Here is a 15,126-nt window from a genome sequence, read left to right as displayed (position 1 = left end):
TCAGCGCGGCAGACCACCCGGGAAATTGCGATTCTTCGGGATGTTGCGACTGTTGGGCCGCCGCAGGCGCAGGCGGGCCGAGGACACCCGCAGGCCCGGCCGGCCCCGGGTCGCGCGGCGTTGTGCGCGGCGCTCGGAGGGCTTGTGATGCCACGTCTCCGGCCGCGCGGCGACCCAGCGCTGCGAGCGCCATGCGAATGGGATATGCCCGAGGTACAGCGCCACCAGGACCATCAGCAGGATCAACGGGAAGGTGACCAGTGCGGCGGCGGCGAGGGCGACCAGCACCAGCAGTAGTGCGGCGGCCTGCGGCGCCACCGAGACCGACTTCATCGCCAGGGTCGGGATGGTGCTCACGGCCAGCAGCGCGGTGAAGATCGTCCAGATCGCGACTACGCCGATGCTGTTCCACCAGCCGTTGCCGAACTGCTCGTGGATCGCGACGGGCAGCAGCGCGGTGAGCGCGGCCGCGGGGGCGGGAACGCCGACGAAATACTCGCGTTCCCAGTCCGGGCGATTGTCGTCGTCCAGCAGCGTGTTGAACCGGGCCAGCCGCAGGACCAGACTGACCGCGTAGATCAGCGCGATGATCCAGCCCGCGCTGTACTGATGCAGAAACGACACGTACAGCACCAGCGCCGGGGCGACGCCGAAGGAGATGGCGTCGGACAGCGAATCGAGTTCGGCGCCCATCCGGGTGGTCGCGTCGAGCAACCGGGCCAAGCGGCCGTCGAGCGTGTCCAGCACCGCGGCCGCGCCGATCATCGCCAGCGCGATACCGAGCGTGCCGTCGAGGGCGAATTTCACCGCCGACAACCCCGCGCACAGCGCCAGGATCGTGACGATGCTGGGCAGCAAACGGACCGTCCGGCGTCTTCCCTGGACGATCACGGCTTTTTCGATCATGACAGCAGTTCTGCCAGGACCGTCTCGCCACCGATCGTGCGTTGTCCCGGCTCGACGAGCAGCCGGGTGCCCGCGGGGAAATAGGTGTCGACGCGGGAACCGAAGCGGATCAGCCCGTAGGTGTCGCCGATGGCGAGCTTGTCGCCGACCTTGGCGTCGCACACGATCCGGCGGGCCAGCAGCCCGGCGATCTGCACGACCGTCACCAGCTGACCCGACGCGGTCTCGAGGACCATGCTGTTGCGCTCGTTCGACGCGCTGGCCTCGGGCAGGTCGGCCGAGCGGAACTGTCCGCGCCGGTAGACGATCTCGCGCACCGCGCCCGATACCGGCACACGCTGCACATGGACGTCGAGCACCGACAGGAAGATGCTGACCCGCGGCACCGCGACCTCGCCGAGGTCCAACTCGGCCGGGGGGACGGCCGTGTCGACCAGCGCGACCTGGCCGTCGGCCGCGGCGACCACGACACCGGGCCGGTTCGGCGGCACCCGGTGTGGATGCCGGAAGAAGGCCGCCGAGGCGGCCGCCGCGCCCAGCGCCGCGCGCCGCACCCACTTGCGCCGCCGCGCGAGCACCGCGACCGCCAGTGGCGCCGCCACGAACGGAAGTCCGGCGGGATGCAGCGGCGGTACCGCGTCGCGAACCAGGTCGGCGAGATGGCCGAGGCCGGTTTGTTCGGGCGTGCCGGGCGGGGTGGGGCGGCGGGCCACAGGCTCCTCTTTCGTGCATTGACAGGCGTCTACTGCGCTCACACATTACGGGAATCGTGGCGTGCCAGCGTCGGTTGAACCCGTCCCGCCCGGTCTGATTACCTGACCGAGCGTCGCCCGCTGAAGCGGTTCACCAGCCACAGCAGGATGACCGCACCGGCCAGGCAGGTCAGGAAGCTGAAGATGAAGCCGCCGCTGTGCACGTCGACGCCGCACAGCCGCAGGATGAACCCGCCGATCAGGCCGCCGACGATACCCACGACGATGTTCAGCAGGATGCCCATCTGGGCGTCGCGCCCCATGAATTTGCTGGCGATCCAGCCGGCCAGCCCGCCGATGATGATCCAGCCGATGATGCCGAGTCCGAGCATGGTGTCCTCGATTCACTCGTAGGAGAAGAACGGTGTGCACCCACCGGGCCATGACGGCAGCAACCGGCAGGCGAACGGGACATAGCGGAATCAGTTGTGACTTTACCCAACTCCCCGCTACAGTTCGGGCTAATATGAGGGGGCCTCATGTCTACGTGTGTCGTAGTCGTTGGAGGACCCGATGGAGGAAGGCGGGTGGCGTCGCCGTACCGGCCGGTTCTGGCGGCGGACTGCTTGCAGGTACATAGGAGAAGCACGATGGCTGCACGACTCGCCCAGGCCACAAGGGTGGAGCACACGGCGATGCTCGGGCTCGGCGTGTACCGCCCCGCTCGGGTTGTCACCAACGAGGAGGTCGCCGGGCCGATCAATTCCAGCGATGAGTGGATTCGCACCCGCTCGGGCATCCACACGCGCCGGTTCGCCGACGAATCCGAAACCATCATCGCCATGAGCGCCGCGGCGAGCCGTGACGCGCTCGCCGCCGCCGGCATCGAGCCCGGTCAGGTCGACTGCGTCATCGTAGCCACCTCGACCTGGTTGTCGCTGACCCCGGCCGCGGCCCCGCAGATCGCCACCGAACTGGGCATGAACAACCCGGCAGCCTTCGACATCTCCGCCGGCTGCGCGGGGTTCTGCCACGCCGTCGCGGTGGGTTCGGACCTGGTCAAGGGCGGTACCGCCCGGCATGCGCTGGTCATCGGCGTCGAGCGGCTGACCGACGCGATCAATCCGGCCGATCGCGGCACCGCGTTCCTGTTCGCCGACGGCGCGGGCGCGGTGGTGATCGGCCCGTCCGGTGAGCCCGCGATCGGCCCCACCGTCTGGGGCTCCGAGGGCGACCAGCATCACGCCATCCGCCAGGACAAGGACTGGATGGAGTTCTTCATCGAGATCGAGGAGAAGGGCACCGACGCGGTGCGCCCCTACCTCGCCATGGAGGGCACGGCGGTATTCCGCTGGGCCGCGCACTCGTTGAAGAAGGTCTGCCTGGACGCGATCGAACGGGCCGGGCTGACCCCGGCCGATATCGACGCGATGGTTCCGCATCAGGCCAACGGCCGCATCATCGAGATCATGGCCCGGGAGCTGAAGCTGTCCGAGCAGGTCGCGGTGGCAAACGATATCGCGGAGACCGGCAATACCTCGGCCGCCTCGGTCCCGCTGGCCATGGAGGCGCTGCTGCGGTCCGGGGAGAGCAAGCCCGGCGCCGACGCACTGCTGGTCGCCTTCGGCGCGGGGCTGTCCTATGCCGCGCAGGTAGTCAAACTGCCGAATTGGTTCTAGGCGCCCTGATCGGCGGTTGGACTCTCAGCTCAGTTCCCAGGTGACGGTGACGGTGAACGTCACCGTCTGGGTGCCGGGTTCGAGGGGAACCTCTGCCGGGGCGGCCTCATTGCGCGCCATCGGCGGGGGAGGGTTCGTTCCACTGCTGGTTTCGTTGATCTTCTTGACGGTGCCCAGCTTCGTGCCGGACAGGACCGCGTACTGCTCGGCCCGGGCCTTGGCGTCGGCGAAGGCCCGCGCGCGGGCGTCGGCCAGTAGCTTGGAATTGTCGTCCAGTGCGAACGACACCGAGTTGATGCGGGTGTCGTTGCCCCCGGCCTGCGCCGCGGCGCCCAGGATCGCCGAGGCCTTGGTCAGATCGCGGACGACGACGTGCACGGTATTGCTCGAGGTGTAGCCGGTCACGGTCTGGTCGGTGCCGTACTGCGGCTGCACCGAGACGTCGGTGGTGCGGATGTCCTCGCGCCGCGCCCCGGCCGCCACCATGGCGTCGGTGACAGCCTTGGCCTTGGTTCCGGCCGTACTGATGGCGGTCGACACGTCGGGGGCGGTCACCTCGACCCCGAGATCCGAATTCAGCGTGTCCGGCGCGCCCTGTACCTGCCCGGACCCGATCACGGTGACGTCGCGGTGGGGATTCGGGCTCGACGAGTCACCGCAGCCGGTCAGCAGGATGGCCGCGCCGAGGACGGCTCCCGAGATGGCAACTGAACCTGTGATTCGCCGCATCATTGCAAGGTACGCATGACCGGCCGCCCGTGCCGGGCGAAACGCTACTTCTCGACCGCGGTCTTGATCTTGCCGAGCGTCTCGTTCATGCCGTCCACCAGATTCGTCTCGAACGACTGCTCGCCGCCCAGGAACGCGTTGATCATCACGCGCACGGGTTTGCGTACACCGTGGGGGATGTCGCGGCGCTCGATCAGCCGGGTGCCGGATTCGGTGGGCTCCAGCGTGTAGCTCCAGACCGTGCCGCTCTCGTTCATCCGGAAGGCGAAGGCGCGGTTCGGTTCGAAGCGCACGATCCGCGAGGTCGTGGGGTAGTAGTACTTGTCGAAATTGAGGTTGACGGTCCACGTGCCGGTGCGCGGGGCGCCCAGCGGAATCATACGAACGGTGTACGGGCTGAATTCCGGCATCCTCCCGAGATCCGAGACGACCGCCCAGACCCGCTCCGGCGATGCGTCGATCTCGATGCTGGCTTCCAGGATGTTCGGCAACGCGCCCTCCGGGGAACATAAGAGATGTGACTGTCGGTACCAGGAATCCTACTGGGAACGCGCCGGGACCGATGACGAGTGATCGAGGTCACTTATGGTTGAAAATCAACTAGATCACATTCTGATGTGAGGGGTGTCCGAATCCGTAATACCGACCGCACAATGGCAGATAGGCATAACGGCAGGCAATGAAGCAACCGAACTCGAGTCCGTATCCGTCTCATGTGAGGTGATCCGCCGTGAATTTGCGTTCTCTCCTTCCCCGCCGGCAAGTGGAACTTCCGCTCCTCCCGGTTTCCGAGGCCGAGAACTTCTACATCCCTCGAGCTTCGGGCCCTACCCGAGCCGACCAGGAAGAGAAGCTGGAACGGCTACTCACACCCACCGAGCTCGATATCGTCCAACACCGTCGTCCGGGCCTGTCGTGATATTCGTGCCCGTTCGCGGGGGCTCGCGCCTCGCGAGCCCCCGCGAACAGGCGCAGAGTGCAGCTCACAGCGAACGCTGTATCCGCCACTTGCGCATACCGCCCATACTCATGGTGTGACTTCACCAGCTGCCGCCAAACCGGCGATTCTCAGTGTCGACGACGATCCGGGCGTCTCCCGCGCCGTCGTGCGGGACCTGCGGCGTCGGTACGGTGCGGACTACCGCATCCTGCGCGCGGAATCGGGAGCCTCGGCGCTCGACGCGCTTCGTGAGATGAAACTTCGTGGTCAGCCCGTCGCCGTGCTGATCGCCGACTACCGGATGCCGGGAATGGATGGCATCGAATTCCTGGAAAAGGCGATGGACCTGCACCCGCATGCGCGACGTGTGCTGCTGACCGCCTATGCCGACACCAATGCCGCCATCGAGGCGATCAACGTCGTCGACCTCGACCACTATCTGCTCAAGCCGTGGGATCCGCCGGAGGAGAAGTTGTATCCGGTGGTGGACTCGCTGCTCGAGGCCTGGCGCGGCGACGATCATCGGCCGGTGTACGAGACGAAGGTGGTCGGGCATCGGTGGTCGGCCCGCTGCTCGGAGGTCCGGGAGTTCCTGGCCCGCAATCAGCTGCCGTACCGCTGGTACCTGGCCGATGAACCGGAGGGTGCGCGGCTGCTCGAGGCGGCCGGCGGGACCCCGGAGCGCTGTCCGGTGGTGATCGACGCGACCGGGAACGCGCTGTTCGAGCCCACGGATGCCGAACTGGCCGCGAGTGTCGGGCTGAACACCGATCCGACCGGCGAGTTCTACGACCTCATCGTGGTCGGCGGCGGCCCCGCCGGGCTGGGCGCGGCAGTGTACGGCGCGTCCGAGGGACTGCGCACGGTGCTGGTCGAGCGCACCGCGACCGGCGGCCAGGCGGGACAGAGCTCGCGCATCGAGAACTACCTCGGCTTCCCGGACGGGCTCTCGGGCGCCCAGCTGGCCGATCGGGCACGCCGTCAGGCGGTCAAATTCGGCGCCGAGCTGATCACCGCGCGCGAGGTGGTCGGTGTGGATGTCTGCGGTTCGGCGCGGGTGGTGAACTTCGAGGACGGCAGTTCGGTTTCGGCGCACGCGGTTCTGATCGCCACCGGCGTGAACTACCGGCATCATCAGGCGCCGGGTGTGGACGAATTCACCGGGCGCGGTGTGTATTACGGTTCGGCGATGACCGAGGCCGCCGATTGCGCGGATCGCGACGTCTACATCGTCGGCGGCGCCAATTCGGCGGGACAGGCGGCGGTATTCCTGTCCCGTAATGCCTGCACGGTACACATCCTGATCCGGTCGGATTCGCTGGAGAAATCCATGTCGCATTATCTGATCCAGCAGATATTGCAGATTCCGAACATCACCGTGCATACCTGTACCGAGGTGGTCTCCGTCGACGGGGACGACCATATGGAGCGGATCGTGCTGCGCAACAACGCGACCGGTGTCGAGGAGAAGGTGGACGCCGAGCGTTTGTTCCTGTTCATCGGCGCCGCACCGGAAACCGAATGGCTGCCGGACGTCGTGATCCGCGATACCGCCGGATACGTGCTGGCCGGGCCCGATCTCATGGTCGAGGGCAACAGGCCGCCCGGCTGGGAACTGCCGCGGCCGCCGCAGCACCTCGAGACCAGTGTCCCGGGCATTTTCGTGGCCGGTGACGTACGTGCCGAATCGGCCAAGCGGGTCGCCTCCGCGGTCGGCGAGGGCGCGATGGCGGTCATGCTCGTTCACCGATACCTCGCCAAGCAGTAGGAGGAACGTCGTGTCAGATACCGACAGGGTGAGCTCCACCCGGATGGTGTGCGATCCCGACGAATTGCGCACCCTGTTCCTGTTCGAGAAGCTCAACGACGAGCAGCTGGAATGGTTGTGCCGGGATGGTCGCGTCGAAACCTTCGAGCCGGGACTGATTTTCCGCGAGGGCGAGCCCGCGACATGCTTCTACGTGCTGATCGAGGGTGAGGTCCTGCTCACCAAACAGTCGGGCGGCGAGGAGATCGAGCTGGTGCGCACCAGCCACCGCGGCTCGTATTCCGGTGCGTGGACGGCCTATATGGGCGACAAGGTGGATCAGGTCTACTCCGGATCGTTCCATGTCACCCAGCCCTCGCGCTTCTTCGTGCTCGACTCCGCCACTTTCGCGCAGATGATGCAGGAGTGGTTCCCGATGGCCCTGCATCTGCTCGAGGGGGTGTTCTTCGGCAACCGCAACAGCAACGAGATCATCGGCCAGCGCGAGCGGTTGCTCGCCCTGGGTTCACTGACCGCCGGGCTCACCCACGAGCTGAACAACCCGGCCTCGGCCGCGGTGCGCGCGACCTCGGCGCTGCGCGAACGGGTCGCGGGTATGCGGAACAAGTTGAAGATGATGGCGCACGGCAAGTTCACCCCGGCCGCGCTGGAATCGCTGGTGCAGTTGCAGGAGGAGGCGGCCATGCAGGTCGCCAAGGCCCCGACGCTCACGCCGATGGAAACCGCCGACCGCGAGGACGAACTCGGCGACTGGCTGGACGAGCACGGCATCGCCAACGGCTGGGATATCGCGCCGACGTTCGTCCAGGCCGGATTCGACGTCGACTGGCTCGAGCGGGTGGCCGCGACCCTGGAGGGTTGCAACGCCGGTGTGTTCGAGGGCGCGATCCGCTGGCTGAACTACACGGTCGAGACCGAGTTGCTGATGAACGAGATCACCGACTCGACCAATCGGGTGTCCTCGCTGGTCAACGCGGCCAAACAGTATTCGCAGATGGACCGGGCGCCGTTCCAGGTGGTCGACATCCACGAGCTGCTCAAGAGCACCCTGGTGATGCTGGCGCGCAAGATCGGCGACGACATCACCGTGGTCAAGGATTTCGACCGCACTCTGCCGCAGGTACCTTGCTACGCGGCGGAATTGAATCAGGTGTGGACGAACCTGATCGATAACGCGGTGGCGGCGATGAACGGGCATGGCACCCTGACGGTGCGCACCTATCGCGAAAACGACTGCGCCGTCGTCGAGATCGGCGATACCGGGCCGGGCGTACCGCCCGAGCTGCGGCACCGGATCTTCGAACCGTTCTTCACCACCAAACCGGTGGGTGAGGGAACCGGTCTGGGACTGGATATCTCGTTCCGGATCGTCGCCAAGAAGCACGGCGGCGACATCCGGGTGGAGTCGGAGCCGGGTGACACCCGGTTCATCGTCCGGTTGCCGCTGGATCCGGCCGGGCGTCCTGTCGAGGAAGGGAACGACCAAGCGGCACAATCGAATCTGGAGGGTGAATAGTGTCCGAGGCTATCGAGGGCGTCGATCCGGCCGTGTCACCCAGCGGTCCGGGATGTATGGAATGTGAAGCGGCCCAGGGGTGGTGGGTGCATCTGCGCCGATGCGCGCAATGCGGGCATGTCGGCTGCTGCGATACCTCACCGCAGCAGCACGCCAGTAAGCATTTCGCCGAGACCGGACACCCCTTCATCCGCAGTTTCGAACCGGGTGAGGACTGGTTCTGGAACTTCCGCACCGAGGAGATGTTCGCCGAAGGGCCCGAACTGGCCCCGCCGCTGCATCATCCGCGCTCCCAGACGGTGCCCGGTCCGCGCGAGCGGGTGCCGCGGGACTGGCAGAACCACGTTCACTGACGGTGGTCGGTTCGCCTCGCCGGGTGCGGCCCGGTACGCTGCGAGCGCGCCGGGGAGATCCGGCGTTTTCCGACCATCGGGGAATACGCACAGATGAAACGATTTTCGGTGATCGTCGCTCGTAGCGCGACGATCGTCGCCCTCGGCGCGATGACGACGGGCCTGGCCGCCTGCGGCGGGCACAGCGACTCCTCCGGCACGGCCGCCGCGCCGTCGAGCACCGCGCCCGCCGTGACCAGCAGCGCGTCGCCGGCCGCGACGAGCGCCGTGTCCAGCACCACCGCCGCGCCGTCGAGCGCACCGGCGAATTCCGCGCTGGGCACCGCCTCGCGCACGCCCTGCAGCACCTTCCGGACCATGGATGTCGACTCCGAAAAGGCGCTGATGGAGAAGATTCTCGCGGAGAACCCGGGCTCCAAGTTCGCCGGTAGCCCGGATGTGGCGCTCGGCACGGCGAAGCTGGTGTGCCTGGCGCACACCGAGCAGAATCAGCCGGTCGCCGTGGCCATCGGGGTCGTGCAGCAGTAGCGGATCGGTCGCTGGGTCGCGATCAGTGGAAATAGCCGTTGAACAGGATGTTCGCGACCTGGGTGTCCGTGGCCCTGCCCACCTGATCGCCGTTCGCGACGGTCTGGGTGTTGTCGGTGATCGCCAGGGTGTAGCGCTCGTCCGGGCCGACGAAGCCGACGGAGTTGTCCAGCCACGAGCCGTCGGGATTGTCGGGGGACCAGCCGTCCTTGTTGCCGGGCTGGGCGGCGGGGCCCGCGCCCCATACTCCCCACTGCTGATCGCTTCCCACCGAGCGCATTTCGCCGATCAGGTAGTTGCGGTCGGCCGGATTCAACTGTGCGAGTGCGGAGTTGATCAATCGGTCGAGATCGGCGGCGGTGGTCCGCATCCAGCCCCAGTACGGTGACTGCGGGGTGCGGAAGGTCGAGGAGGTCATGCCGAACCGGCCGAGATCCCGGGCGAAACTCGCGCCGCCGTAACGCTTCCACAGCGCGTCGGCGGCATTGTCGTCGCTGACGTTCAGCATCCGGTGCATCAGGTCGCGGTCGTCTGCGGTGAGTGAGATGGCATGGGATTCGTTGCGCGACAACAGGGATGCGACCATCTCCAGCTTTTCGGTGGATTCGGCCCACACCGTGCTGTTGGCATTCCCGTTCTGCCAGATCGCGCCGGTCCTGCGGTCGTAGACGACGATTCCGATGACGCCTGGACGAGTCTTGGCGTAGGCGTCGGCCGCCACCGCGCGTCGCACGAGTCCCGGGTCGAGGGCCGGCGCCTGGGCCGAGGTGACCGGCATCCGCAGCGTGAGAGACGCCGCGAGTGCCACACTGATCGCAATCGTTCTACGGAAAACGGACATGCCACCCAATCGCAGATTGTTCGGATTCTCGGCTGTGTTTGTTGTTCGCTCGCTGCGCTCGCTCATGCGAGGGTAGCTGTCCGGCCGCCGAACGTGTACACGTTCGTGACATCGCCCACGGGCCGGTCGCCGTGCGGAAGATCGTCAACTTTCTGTTGACGATAAGGCGTTAGTCAACCTAGAGTTGACGCATGGCAGAGAAGATTCGCCTCGACGATCTGATCGAAGGCATCAAACGGGCGCGGCCCGACGATCCACTGGAACAACTCTCGGATGCGGTCGTGACCGCCGGGCATATGAGCGAGGTGGCCGATCATCTGATCGGGCATTTCGTCGACCAGGCCCGGCGCGCGGGCGCGTCGTGGACGGATATCGGCCGGAGCATGGGCGTTACCAAGCAGGCCGCGCAGAAACGGTTCGTGCCCAAGGCATCCGGTGAATCGGAGATGGACCCCAGTGCCGGATTCGCCCGTTACACGGAGCGGGCTCGCAAGGTCGTGGTGGTCTCCCAAGAGGAAGCCCGGCGCGCGAACAACGCCGAGATTCAGCCAGAGCATCTCGTGCTCGGATTGATCAGTCAGCCGGAGGCCTTCGCGGCGCACGCGATCGTCGCGAGCGGGGTGAGTCTGGATGCGGTGCGGCGGGTCGCGCTCGCGGCGCTACCGCCCGCGTCCCCGGAGGTGCCCGCGCTCATCCCGTTCAACGCGCAGTCTCGCAAGGCGCTGGAGCTGACCTTCCGGGAAGCGCTTCGCCTGGGACACAACTACGTCGGCACCGAACATATTCTGCTCGCCCTGCTGGAGTTCGAGGACGGCGCCGGCTTGCTGTCGGGACTGGGGCTGCACAAGGCCGAGCTGGAAAAGGACATCGCCGCGCAGCTGGCGCAGCTCCCCTCGCAGTCGCTCACGCCGCCTGCCCCACCGCGGCCGCCTGCTCCGCCCCAACCGCCTGTTCCGCCCCAGCCACCGGCTCCGCCGCAGTAGATCAGTGCGGTGTGCGGGCGACCGCGAAGACCCGGCGGAACGGCAGCCATGTCGTTCCGTCGGCCTGGCGCGGATAGGCCTCGCGCAGCATCGCGCCCAGCTGGGCGGTGAATCGGTCCCATCCGGCGTCGTCGAGGGCGTCGCGTACCGGGCGAAGCGCCGTGCCCTTGACCCAGGTCAGCACCGGATCCTCACCGGTCAGGCGCTGTATATAGGTTGTCTCCCACGCGTCGACCGCGCATCCGGCGGTGGCGAGCACCGTGGCGTATCCGGTCGGATCCAGGACGTTGCGGGGCTGCAGCAGGCCGACCGGCTCCAACTGCTCGCGCCACTGGTCCTGGGCGGCGAGATCTCGAATACAGCGGTGCGAGGGCGCGTCGAAGTTGCCCGGCACCTGGATCGCCAGCCACGCGCCGGGCGGCATTTTGCGCGCCCATTCGTCCAGTAGCGTCGGATGACCGGGCACCCATTGCAGCACCGCGTTGGAGATCACCACATCGGTATCCGGCTCCGGGGTCCAGTCGCGCACGTCCAGCAGGGTGGCGTGGACTCCGCGGGCGCGGGCCGCGGCCACCATATCGGGGGAGGAGTCCGAGGCCTCGACCACCGATCCGGGCCAGCGTTCCGACAATGCGGAGGTCAGATGGCCCGGACCGCATCCGAGATCTACGACACGCCGGGGTTGTTTCGCGCTGATACGTGCGAGTAACTCGAAGAATGGCCGGGAGCGGTGGTCGTCGAAGGTCAGATACTGCTGGGGATCCCACATGGCCGGCTCCTGACGTCGCTTACCAAACCGTACGTACGTACTGTATTGGCCACGATGCGGTTGCGCAAGAGTTGTCCGGATAGGATGTGGCTATGGCGGATGAAACCGATTCCGACCTGATCGCAGGGGAACCCCGAGCTGACCTGCTGCGTGCGCTGACGTATGTCGAGACCGAGTCGGGTCCCGACGGTAGCTATATCGTCAATGGGGATCTCCCGCCCGAGGTCGCACCACCGTTCATCCGCGCCATCATGCGTATCGAGGCCGAACTGCTGATACACGATGCTTTGCAGGTCACGGTCGACCGCGGCGAGCCGCGCACCCCGGAAGAGCGCCGCGCCGACGCGTTCCTGGCTTTGGCGTTGCGGGTCACCGACACCTGATTCCGGCAACACGTCGGCAACGCATGCGCCGCCGAATGGCGCCCACCGCGAAGCGGCGGGTCGACAAACCTCACCTACCTTGCAGTCGACCTCTTCGAGTGCTAGAAATGGATCTGGCACTCCCAACATGTGAGTGCCAGGTCGGGACGGTGAGATCGGGAGCCATGACACCCTCGGTCGTCCGTCGCGGGCACCGAACCTGGCCAGCGTCAATAGGGCGATCCAACCTGCGGTCGTTCTGTGTGTCAGCCATATACATGGAGGATCTCAACAACGCCATGGCCAAGACAATTGCGTATGACGAAGAGGCCCGCCGCGGCCTCGAGCGGGGCCTGAACGCCCTCGCCGACGCCGTGAAGGTCACGTTGGGCCCCAAGGGCCGCAACGTCGTCCTGGAGAAGAAGTGGGGCGCCCCCACGATCACCAACGATGGTGTGTCCATCGCCAAGGAGATCGAGCTGGAGGACCCGTACGAGAAGATCGGCGCCGAGCTGGTCAAGGAAGTCGCCAAGAAGACCGACGATGTCGCGGGCGACGGCACCACCACGGCGACCGTGCTGGCCCAGGCCCTGGTGCGCGAGGGTCTGCGCAACGTCGCCGCCGGCGCGAACCCGCTGGGTCTCAAGCGTGGCATCGAGAAGGCTGTCGCCGCTGTGACCGCCAAGCTGCTGGAGTCGGCCAAAGAGGTCGAGACCAAGGAGCAGATTGCCGCCACCGCCGCTATTTCGGCGGGCGACGCGTCCATCGGTGAGCTGATCGCCGAGGCCATGGACAAGGTCGGCAAGGAAGGCGTCATCACCGTCGAGGAGAGCAACACCTTCGGTCTCCAGCTGGAGCTCACCGAGGGCATGCGCTTCGACAAGGGCTACGTCTCGGGTTACTTCGTCACCGACCCGGAGCGTCAGGAGGCGGTCCTCGAGGATCCGTACATCCTGCTGGTCGGCTCGAAGATCTCGACCGTCAAGGATCTGCTGCCGCTGCTGGAGAAGGTCATCCAGGCCGGTAAGCCGCTGCTGATCATCGCCGAGGACGTCGAGGGCGAGGCCCTGTCGACCCTGGTGGTCAACAAGATCCGCGGCACCTTCAAGTCCGTCGCCGTCAAGGCCCCGGGCTTCGGCGACCGCCGCAAGGCGCAGCTGGCCGATATCGCCATCCTGACCGGTGGCGAGGTCATCAGCGAAGAGGTTGGCCTCTCGCTGGAGACCGCGACCGTCGATCTGCTGGGCACCGCCCGCAAGGTCGTCATCACCAAGGACGAGACCACGATCGTGGACGGCGCGGGCGATGCCGACGCCATCCAGGGCCGTGTCGCGCAGATCCGCACCGAGATCGAGAACTCGGATTCGGACTACGACCGCGAGAAGCTGCAGGAGCGCCTGGCCAAGCTGGCCGGCGGTGTCGCGGTGATCAAGGCCGGCGCCGCCACCGAGGTGGAGCTCAAGGAGCGTAAGCACCGCATCGAAGATGCCGTGCGCAACGCCAAGGCCGCCGTCGAAGAGGGCATCGTTGCCGGTGGTGGCGTGGCCCTGCTGCAGTCGGCTCCGGCCCTGGACGACCTGAAGCTGACCGGTGACGAGGCGACCGGCGCGAACATCGTGCGGGTGGCGCTGTCCGCGCCGCTGAAGCAGATCGCGTTCAACGCGGGCCTCGAGCCCGGCGTGGTGGCCGAGAAGGTTTCGGGCCTGCCCGCCGGTCAGGGCCTCAACGCCGACAGCGGCGTGTACGAGGACCTGCTGGCCGCCGGTGTGGCCGACCCGGTCAAGGTGACCCGCTCGGCGCTGCAGAACGCGGCCTCGATCGCGGCCCTGTTCCTCACCACCGAGGCCGTCGTCGCCGACAAGCCGGAGAAGTCCGCCGCTCCCATGGGCGACCCGACCGGCGGCGGCATGGGCGGCATGGACTTCTGAGTCCCGCCTCCCGGCACCCTGTTCAACCGCAGGCCGGCCCGCTCTTCCGAGCGAGCCGGCCTGCGGCGGTTCCGGCATAGGATGTGCTCGAACAACCGGGTTCTCACGATATTGAGGTGGCTATGACTGCTCTGCCGGCGTGGGCGACAGACCCGGAGATGCTCCTCATTACTGAGGAGACGTATGAGGCGCTGCCCGAAGAGGTGCAGAAGCAGATCGAGGTGATTTCCGGCCAGGTGATCTTCTGCCGTAGCGGAAGCATCGCCCACAATGTGGTTGCCCGTCGGCTGGCGGAGAGATTCGATGCGGTTCGTCCTGACGAGCCATGCACAAATGTCGTCTCAGACTTCGAGATGCACTATCGGAACCGCCGCCCGCAAACTCCGGGATTCTCGTTCCGTCGGCCCGATGTCGTCGTGCATCGCTGCATCCCGCTGGACGGGAGGCTGTGGAGTGACGACGCACTAGTGGTTGTCGAGGTGGTTTCGCCGGGATCGGAGTACACCGACACCGTAGACAAAATGGCCGAGTACGCAGGGGAGGGGATTCCGGTGTACCTGGTCGTGCACCTCGGTGAAGACTTGCGGATCAAGATAATCCAGGAGTATCGGCTCGACTGGGCGAGTGGAACGTACCGGTGTACGCATACGCACCAGGAAGCACTAGCGCTTCGCGAGCCGTTCCCGTTGATGGTTGCATTCACCGATCTTGATGCATGACATCAGGGTGCCGCATCGTCACACGATGTTGATGCACTGGACATCCGAGGTTTGGCCGTATGACCAGGCGATTTGACATTGAAAGCGGTTGGCACGTAACTTAATCCAGGTCAGAGCGACACGGACACCAACCCGAGCCGAAAGGCGCGGGACACGAGGTTGGACGGGGAGCGCCTGGTGATCACACTAGCTTGATGGGGACCCGATTTGGTTCGGAGTCAGCCGCTGGGCTAAGCTGGAAAAGTTGCCTCACCGATCGAGCGGGTTCAAGCCCGGGAGATGGTTTGTGCGTGTGTTCTTTGAGAACTCAATAGTGTGTCGATGAATGTCAGTGCCAAATGTTTTATTTGGTTCCGGCGCTTACACCCCCGTGTGGGTGTCGGACATTTTTGTCAGCAAATACTTTTTGTTGG

The 15,126-nt window shown here is 66.2% G+C and carries 17 protein-coding genes; 9 read left to right on the top strand and 8 right to left on the bottom strand.

The features are described 5' to 3' along the window. The 3 genes from JZ791_RS29475 to JZ791_RS29465 form a co-directional block, all read right to left on the bottom strand. The gene (locus tag JZ791_RS29475; RefSeq protein WP_216898675.1) at positions 1–906 is read right to left on the bottom strand and encodes a CDP-alcohol phosphatidyltransferase family protein; all 906 of its coding nucleotides are present in this window, start codon (positions 904–906) and stop codon (positions 1–3) included. Beyond that, positions 903–1,619, bottom strand: a complete 717-nt coding sequence (locus JZ791_RS29470) for a phosphatidylserine decarboxylase (protein ID WP_216898674.1) — start codon at positions 1,617–1,619, stop codon at positions 903–905. The genes JZ791_RS29475 and JZ791_RS29470 overlap by 4 nt, the downstream gene beginning before the upstream one ends. 98 nt (positions 1,620–1,717) lie before the next feature. Next, complete coding sequence (locus JZ791_RS29465) at positions 1,718–1,990, bottom strand: GlsB/YeaQ/YmgE family stress response membrane protein (RefSeq protein WP_216898673.1); 273 nt, start codon at positions 1,988–1,990, stop codon at positions 1,718–1,720. A 258-nt stretch (positions 1,991–2,248) separates the two neighbouring features. Here JZ791_RS29465 and JZ791_RS29460 point away from each other — a divergent pair, with 258 nt between their 5' ends. Beyond that, positions 2,249–3,277 carry a beta-ketoacyl-ACP synthase III gene (locus tag JZ791_RS29460; RefSeq protein WP_216898672.1) on the top strand — a complete coding sequence of 343 codons (1,029 nt, stop codon included), beginning with the start codon at positions 2,249–2,251 and terminating at the stop codon, positions 3,275–3,277. A gap of 24 nt (positions 3,278–3,301) precedes the next feature. Here the strand turns inward: JZ791_RS29460 and JZ791_RS29455 are convergent, their stop codons facing one another. Next, positions 3,302–4,006: an SIMPL domain-containing protein gene (locus JZ791_RS29455; protein WP_216898671.1), complete on the bottom strand. Its 705-nt coding sequence runs from the start codon at positions 4,004–4,006 to the stop codon at positions 3,302–3,304. 44 nt (positions 4,007–4,050) lie between these two features. Continuing rightward, positions 4,051–4,497, bottom strand: coding sequence for an SRPBCC family protein (locus JZ791_RS29450; RefSeq protein ID WP_216898669.1), 447 nt, complete (start codon positions 4,495–4,497; stop codon positions 4,051–4,053). Between the two features lie 543 nt (positions 4,498–5,040). On the opposite strand from JZ791_RS29450, the gene JZ791_RS29445 reads away from it, so the two are divergent. The 3 genes from JZ791_RS29445 to JZ791_RS29435 are packed head-to-tail and all read left to right on the top strand — an operon-like array spanning position 5,041 to position 8,583. Then, positions 5,041–6,714: an NAD(P)/FAD-dependent oxidoreductase gene (locus tag JZ791_RS29445; RefSeq protein WP_216898667.1), complete on the top strand. Its 1,674-nt coding sequence runs from the start codon at positions 5,041–5,043 to the stop codon at positions 6,712–6,714. 43 nt (positions 6,715–6,757) lie between these two features. Further along, complete coding sequence (locus JZ791_RS29440; protein WP_216898720.1) at positions 6,758–8,230, top strand: ATP-binding protein; 1,473 nt, start codon at positions 6,758–6,760, stop codon at positions 8,228–8,230. Positions 8,231–8,286: 56 nt separating this feature from the next. After that, positions 8,287–8,583, top strand: a complete 297-nt coding sequence (locus tag JZ791_RS29435; RefSeq protein WP_216898719.1) for a UBP-type zinc finger domain-containing protein — start codon at positions 8,287–8,289, stop codon at positions 8,581–8,583. Here the strand turns inward: JZ791_RS29435 and JZ791_RS45355 are convergent. Beyond that, complete coding sequence (locus JZ791_RS45355; protein WP_254206499.1) at positions 8,577–8,942, bottom strand: hypothetical protein; 366 nt, start codon at positions 8,940–8,942, stop codon at positions 8,577–8,579. The genes JZ791_RS29435 and JZ791_RS45355 overlap by 7 nt on opposite strands. Between JZ791_RS45355 and JZ791_RS45350 the strand changes: the two genes are divergently transcribed. Then, the gene (locus JZ791_RS45350; RefSeq protein ID WP_254206498.1) at positions 8,941–9,111 is read left to right on the top strand and encodes a hypothetical protein; all 171 of its coding nucleotides are present in this window, start codon (positions 8,941–8,943) and stop codon (positions 9,109–9,111) included. The two genes, JZ791_RS45355 and JZ791_RS45350, sit on opposite strands and share 2 nt — an antisense overlap. 22 nt (positions 9,112–9,133) lie before the next feature. On the opposite strand, the gene JZ791_RS46615 is transcribed toward JZ791_RS45350, so the two are convergent. After that, positions 9,134–9,919 carry a serine hydrolase gene (locus tag JZ791_RS46615; RefSeq protein ID WP_216898665.1) on the bottom strand — a complete coding sequence of 262 codons (786 nt, stop codon included), beginning with the start codon at positions 9,917–9,919 and terminating at the stop codon, positions 9,134–9,136. A gap of 224 nt (positions 9,920–10,143) precedes the next feature. Between JZ791_RS46615 and JZ791_RS29420 the strand changes: the two genes are divergently transcribed. Next, entirely contained in the window at positions 10,144–10,935 is a 792-nt protein-coding gene (locus JZ791_RS29420; protein WP_216898663.1) for a Clp protease N-terminal domain-containing protein, read from the top strand. A 1-nt stretch (position 10,936) separates the two neighbouring features. Here JZ791_RS29420 and JZ791_RS29415 read toward each other — a convergent pair whose 3' ends face one another. Next, entirely contained in the window at positions 10,937–11,704 is a 768-nt protein-coding gene (locus JZ791_RS29415) for a trans-aconitate 2-methyltransferase (protein WP_216898661.1), read from the bottom strand. Positions 11,705–11,796: 92 nt separating this feature from the next. Between JZ791_RS29415 and JZ791_RS29410 the strand changes: the two genes are divergently transcribed. The 3 genes from JZ791_RS29410 (at position 11,797) to JZ791_RS29400 (ending at position 14,713) form a co-directional block, all read left to right on the top strand. Beyond that, positions 11,797–12,087 (top strand): DUF222 domain-containing protein, encoded by a 291-nt coding sequence (locus JZ791_RS29410; protein ID WP_216898659.1) that lies wholly within the window; start codon positions 11,797–11,799, stop codon positions 12,085–12,087. 278 nt (positions 12,088–12,365) lie between these two features. Then, positions 12,366–13,994, top strand: coding sequence for a chaperonin GroEL (gene groL / locus JZ791_RS29405; RefSeq protein WP_216898657.1), 1,629 nt, complete (start codon positions 12,366–12,368; stop codon positions 13,992–13,994). Between the two features lie 122 nt (positions 13,995–14,116). Beyond that, positions 14,117–14,713, top strand: coding sequence for a Uma2 family endonuclease (locus JZ791_RS29400; RefSeq protein ID WP_216898655.1), 597 nt, complete (start codon positions 14,117–14,119; stop codon positions 14,711–14,713). Positions 14,714–15,126 lie beyond the last annotated feature (413 nt).

This window comes from Nocardia alni (assembly GCF_019038435.1).
GTDB classification, from domain to species: Bacteria; Actinomycetota; Actinomycetes; order Mycobacteriales; family Mycobacteriaceae; genus Nocardia; species Nocardia alni.
Note: the sequence above shows the minus strand (reverse complement) of the source record. Positions and strands in the feature narration are given on the sequence as shown.

What these genes read in the sequence shown, in the direction of transcription:
- JZ791_RS45350 (WP_254206498.1), top strand. Translation starts at nt 8,941, where the DNA reads ATGGATGTCGACTCCGAAAAGGCGCTGATGGAGAAGATTCTCGCGGAG.
- JZ791_RS29440 (WP_216898720.1), top strand. Translation starts at nt 6,758, where the DNA reads ATGGTGTGCGATCCCGACGAATTGCGCACCCTGTTCCTGTTCGAGAAG.
- JZ791_RS29475 (WP_216898675.1), bottom strand. Translation starts at nt 906, where the DNA reads ATGATCGAAAAAGCCGTGATCGTCCAGGGAAGACGCCGGACGGTCCGT.
- JZ791_RS29455 (WP_216898671.1), bottom strand. Translation starts at nt 4,006, where the DNA reads ATGCGGCGAATCACAGGTTCAGTTGCCATCTCGGGAGCCGTCCTCGGC.
- JZ791_RS29465 (WP_216898673.1), bottom strand. Translation starts at nt 1,990, where the DNA reads ATGCTCGGACTCGGCATCATCGGCTGGATCATCATCGGCGGGCTGGCC.
- JZ791_RS29460 (WP_216898672.1), top strand. Translation starts at nt 2,249, where the DNA reads ATGGCTGCACGACTCGCCCAGGCCACAAGGGTGGAGCACACGGCGATG.
- groL (WP_216898657.1), top strand. Translation starts at nt 12,366, where the DNA reads ATGGCCAAGACAATTGCGTATGACGAAGAGGCCCGCCGCGGCCTCGAG.
- JZ791_RS29420 (WP_216898663.1), top strand. Translation starts at nt 10,144, where the DNA reads ATGGCAGAGAAGATTCGCCTCGACGATCTGATCGAAGGCATCAAACGG.
- JZ791_RS29410 (WP_216898659.1), top strand. Translation starts at nt 11,797, where the DNA reads ATGGCGGATGAAACCGATTCCGACCTGATCGCAGGGGAACCCCGAGCT.
- JZ791_RS29415 (WP_216898661.1), bottom strand. Translation starts at nt 11,704, where the DNA reads ATGTGGGATCCCCAGCAGTATCTGACCTTCGACGACCACCGCTCCCGG.
- JZ791_RS29435 (WP_216898719.1), top strand. Translation starts at nt 8,287, where the DNA reads ATGGAATGTGAAGCGGCCCAGGGGTGGTGGGTGCATCTGCGCCGATGC.
- JZ791_RS29400 (WP_216898655.1), top strand. Translation starts at nt 14,117, where the DNA reads ATGACTGCTCTGCCGGCGTGGGCGACAGACCCGGAGATGCTCCTCATT.
- JZ791_RS45355 (WP_254206499.1), bottom strand. Translation starts at nt 8,942, where the DNA reads ATGGTCCGGAAGGTGCTGCAGGGCGTGCGCGAGGCGGTGCCCAGCGCG.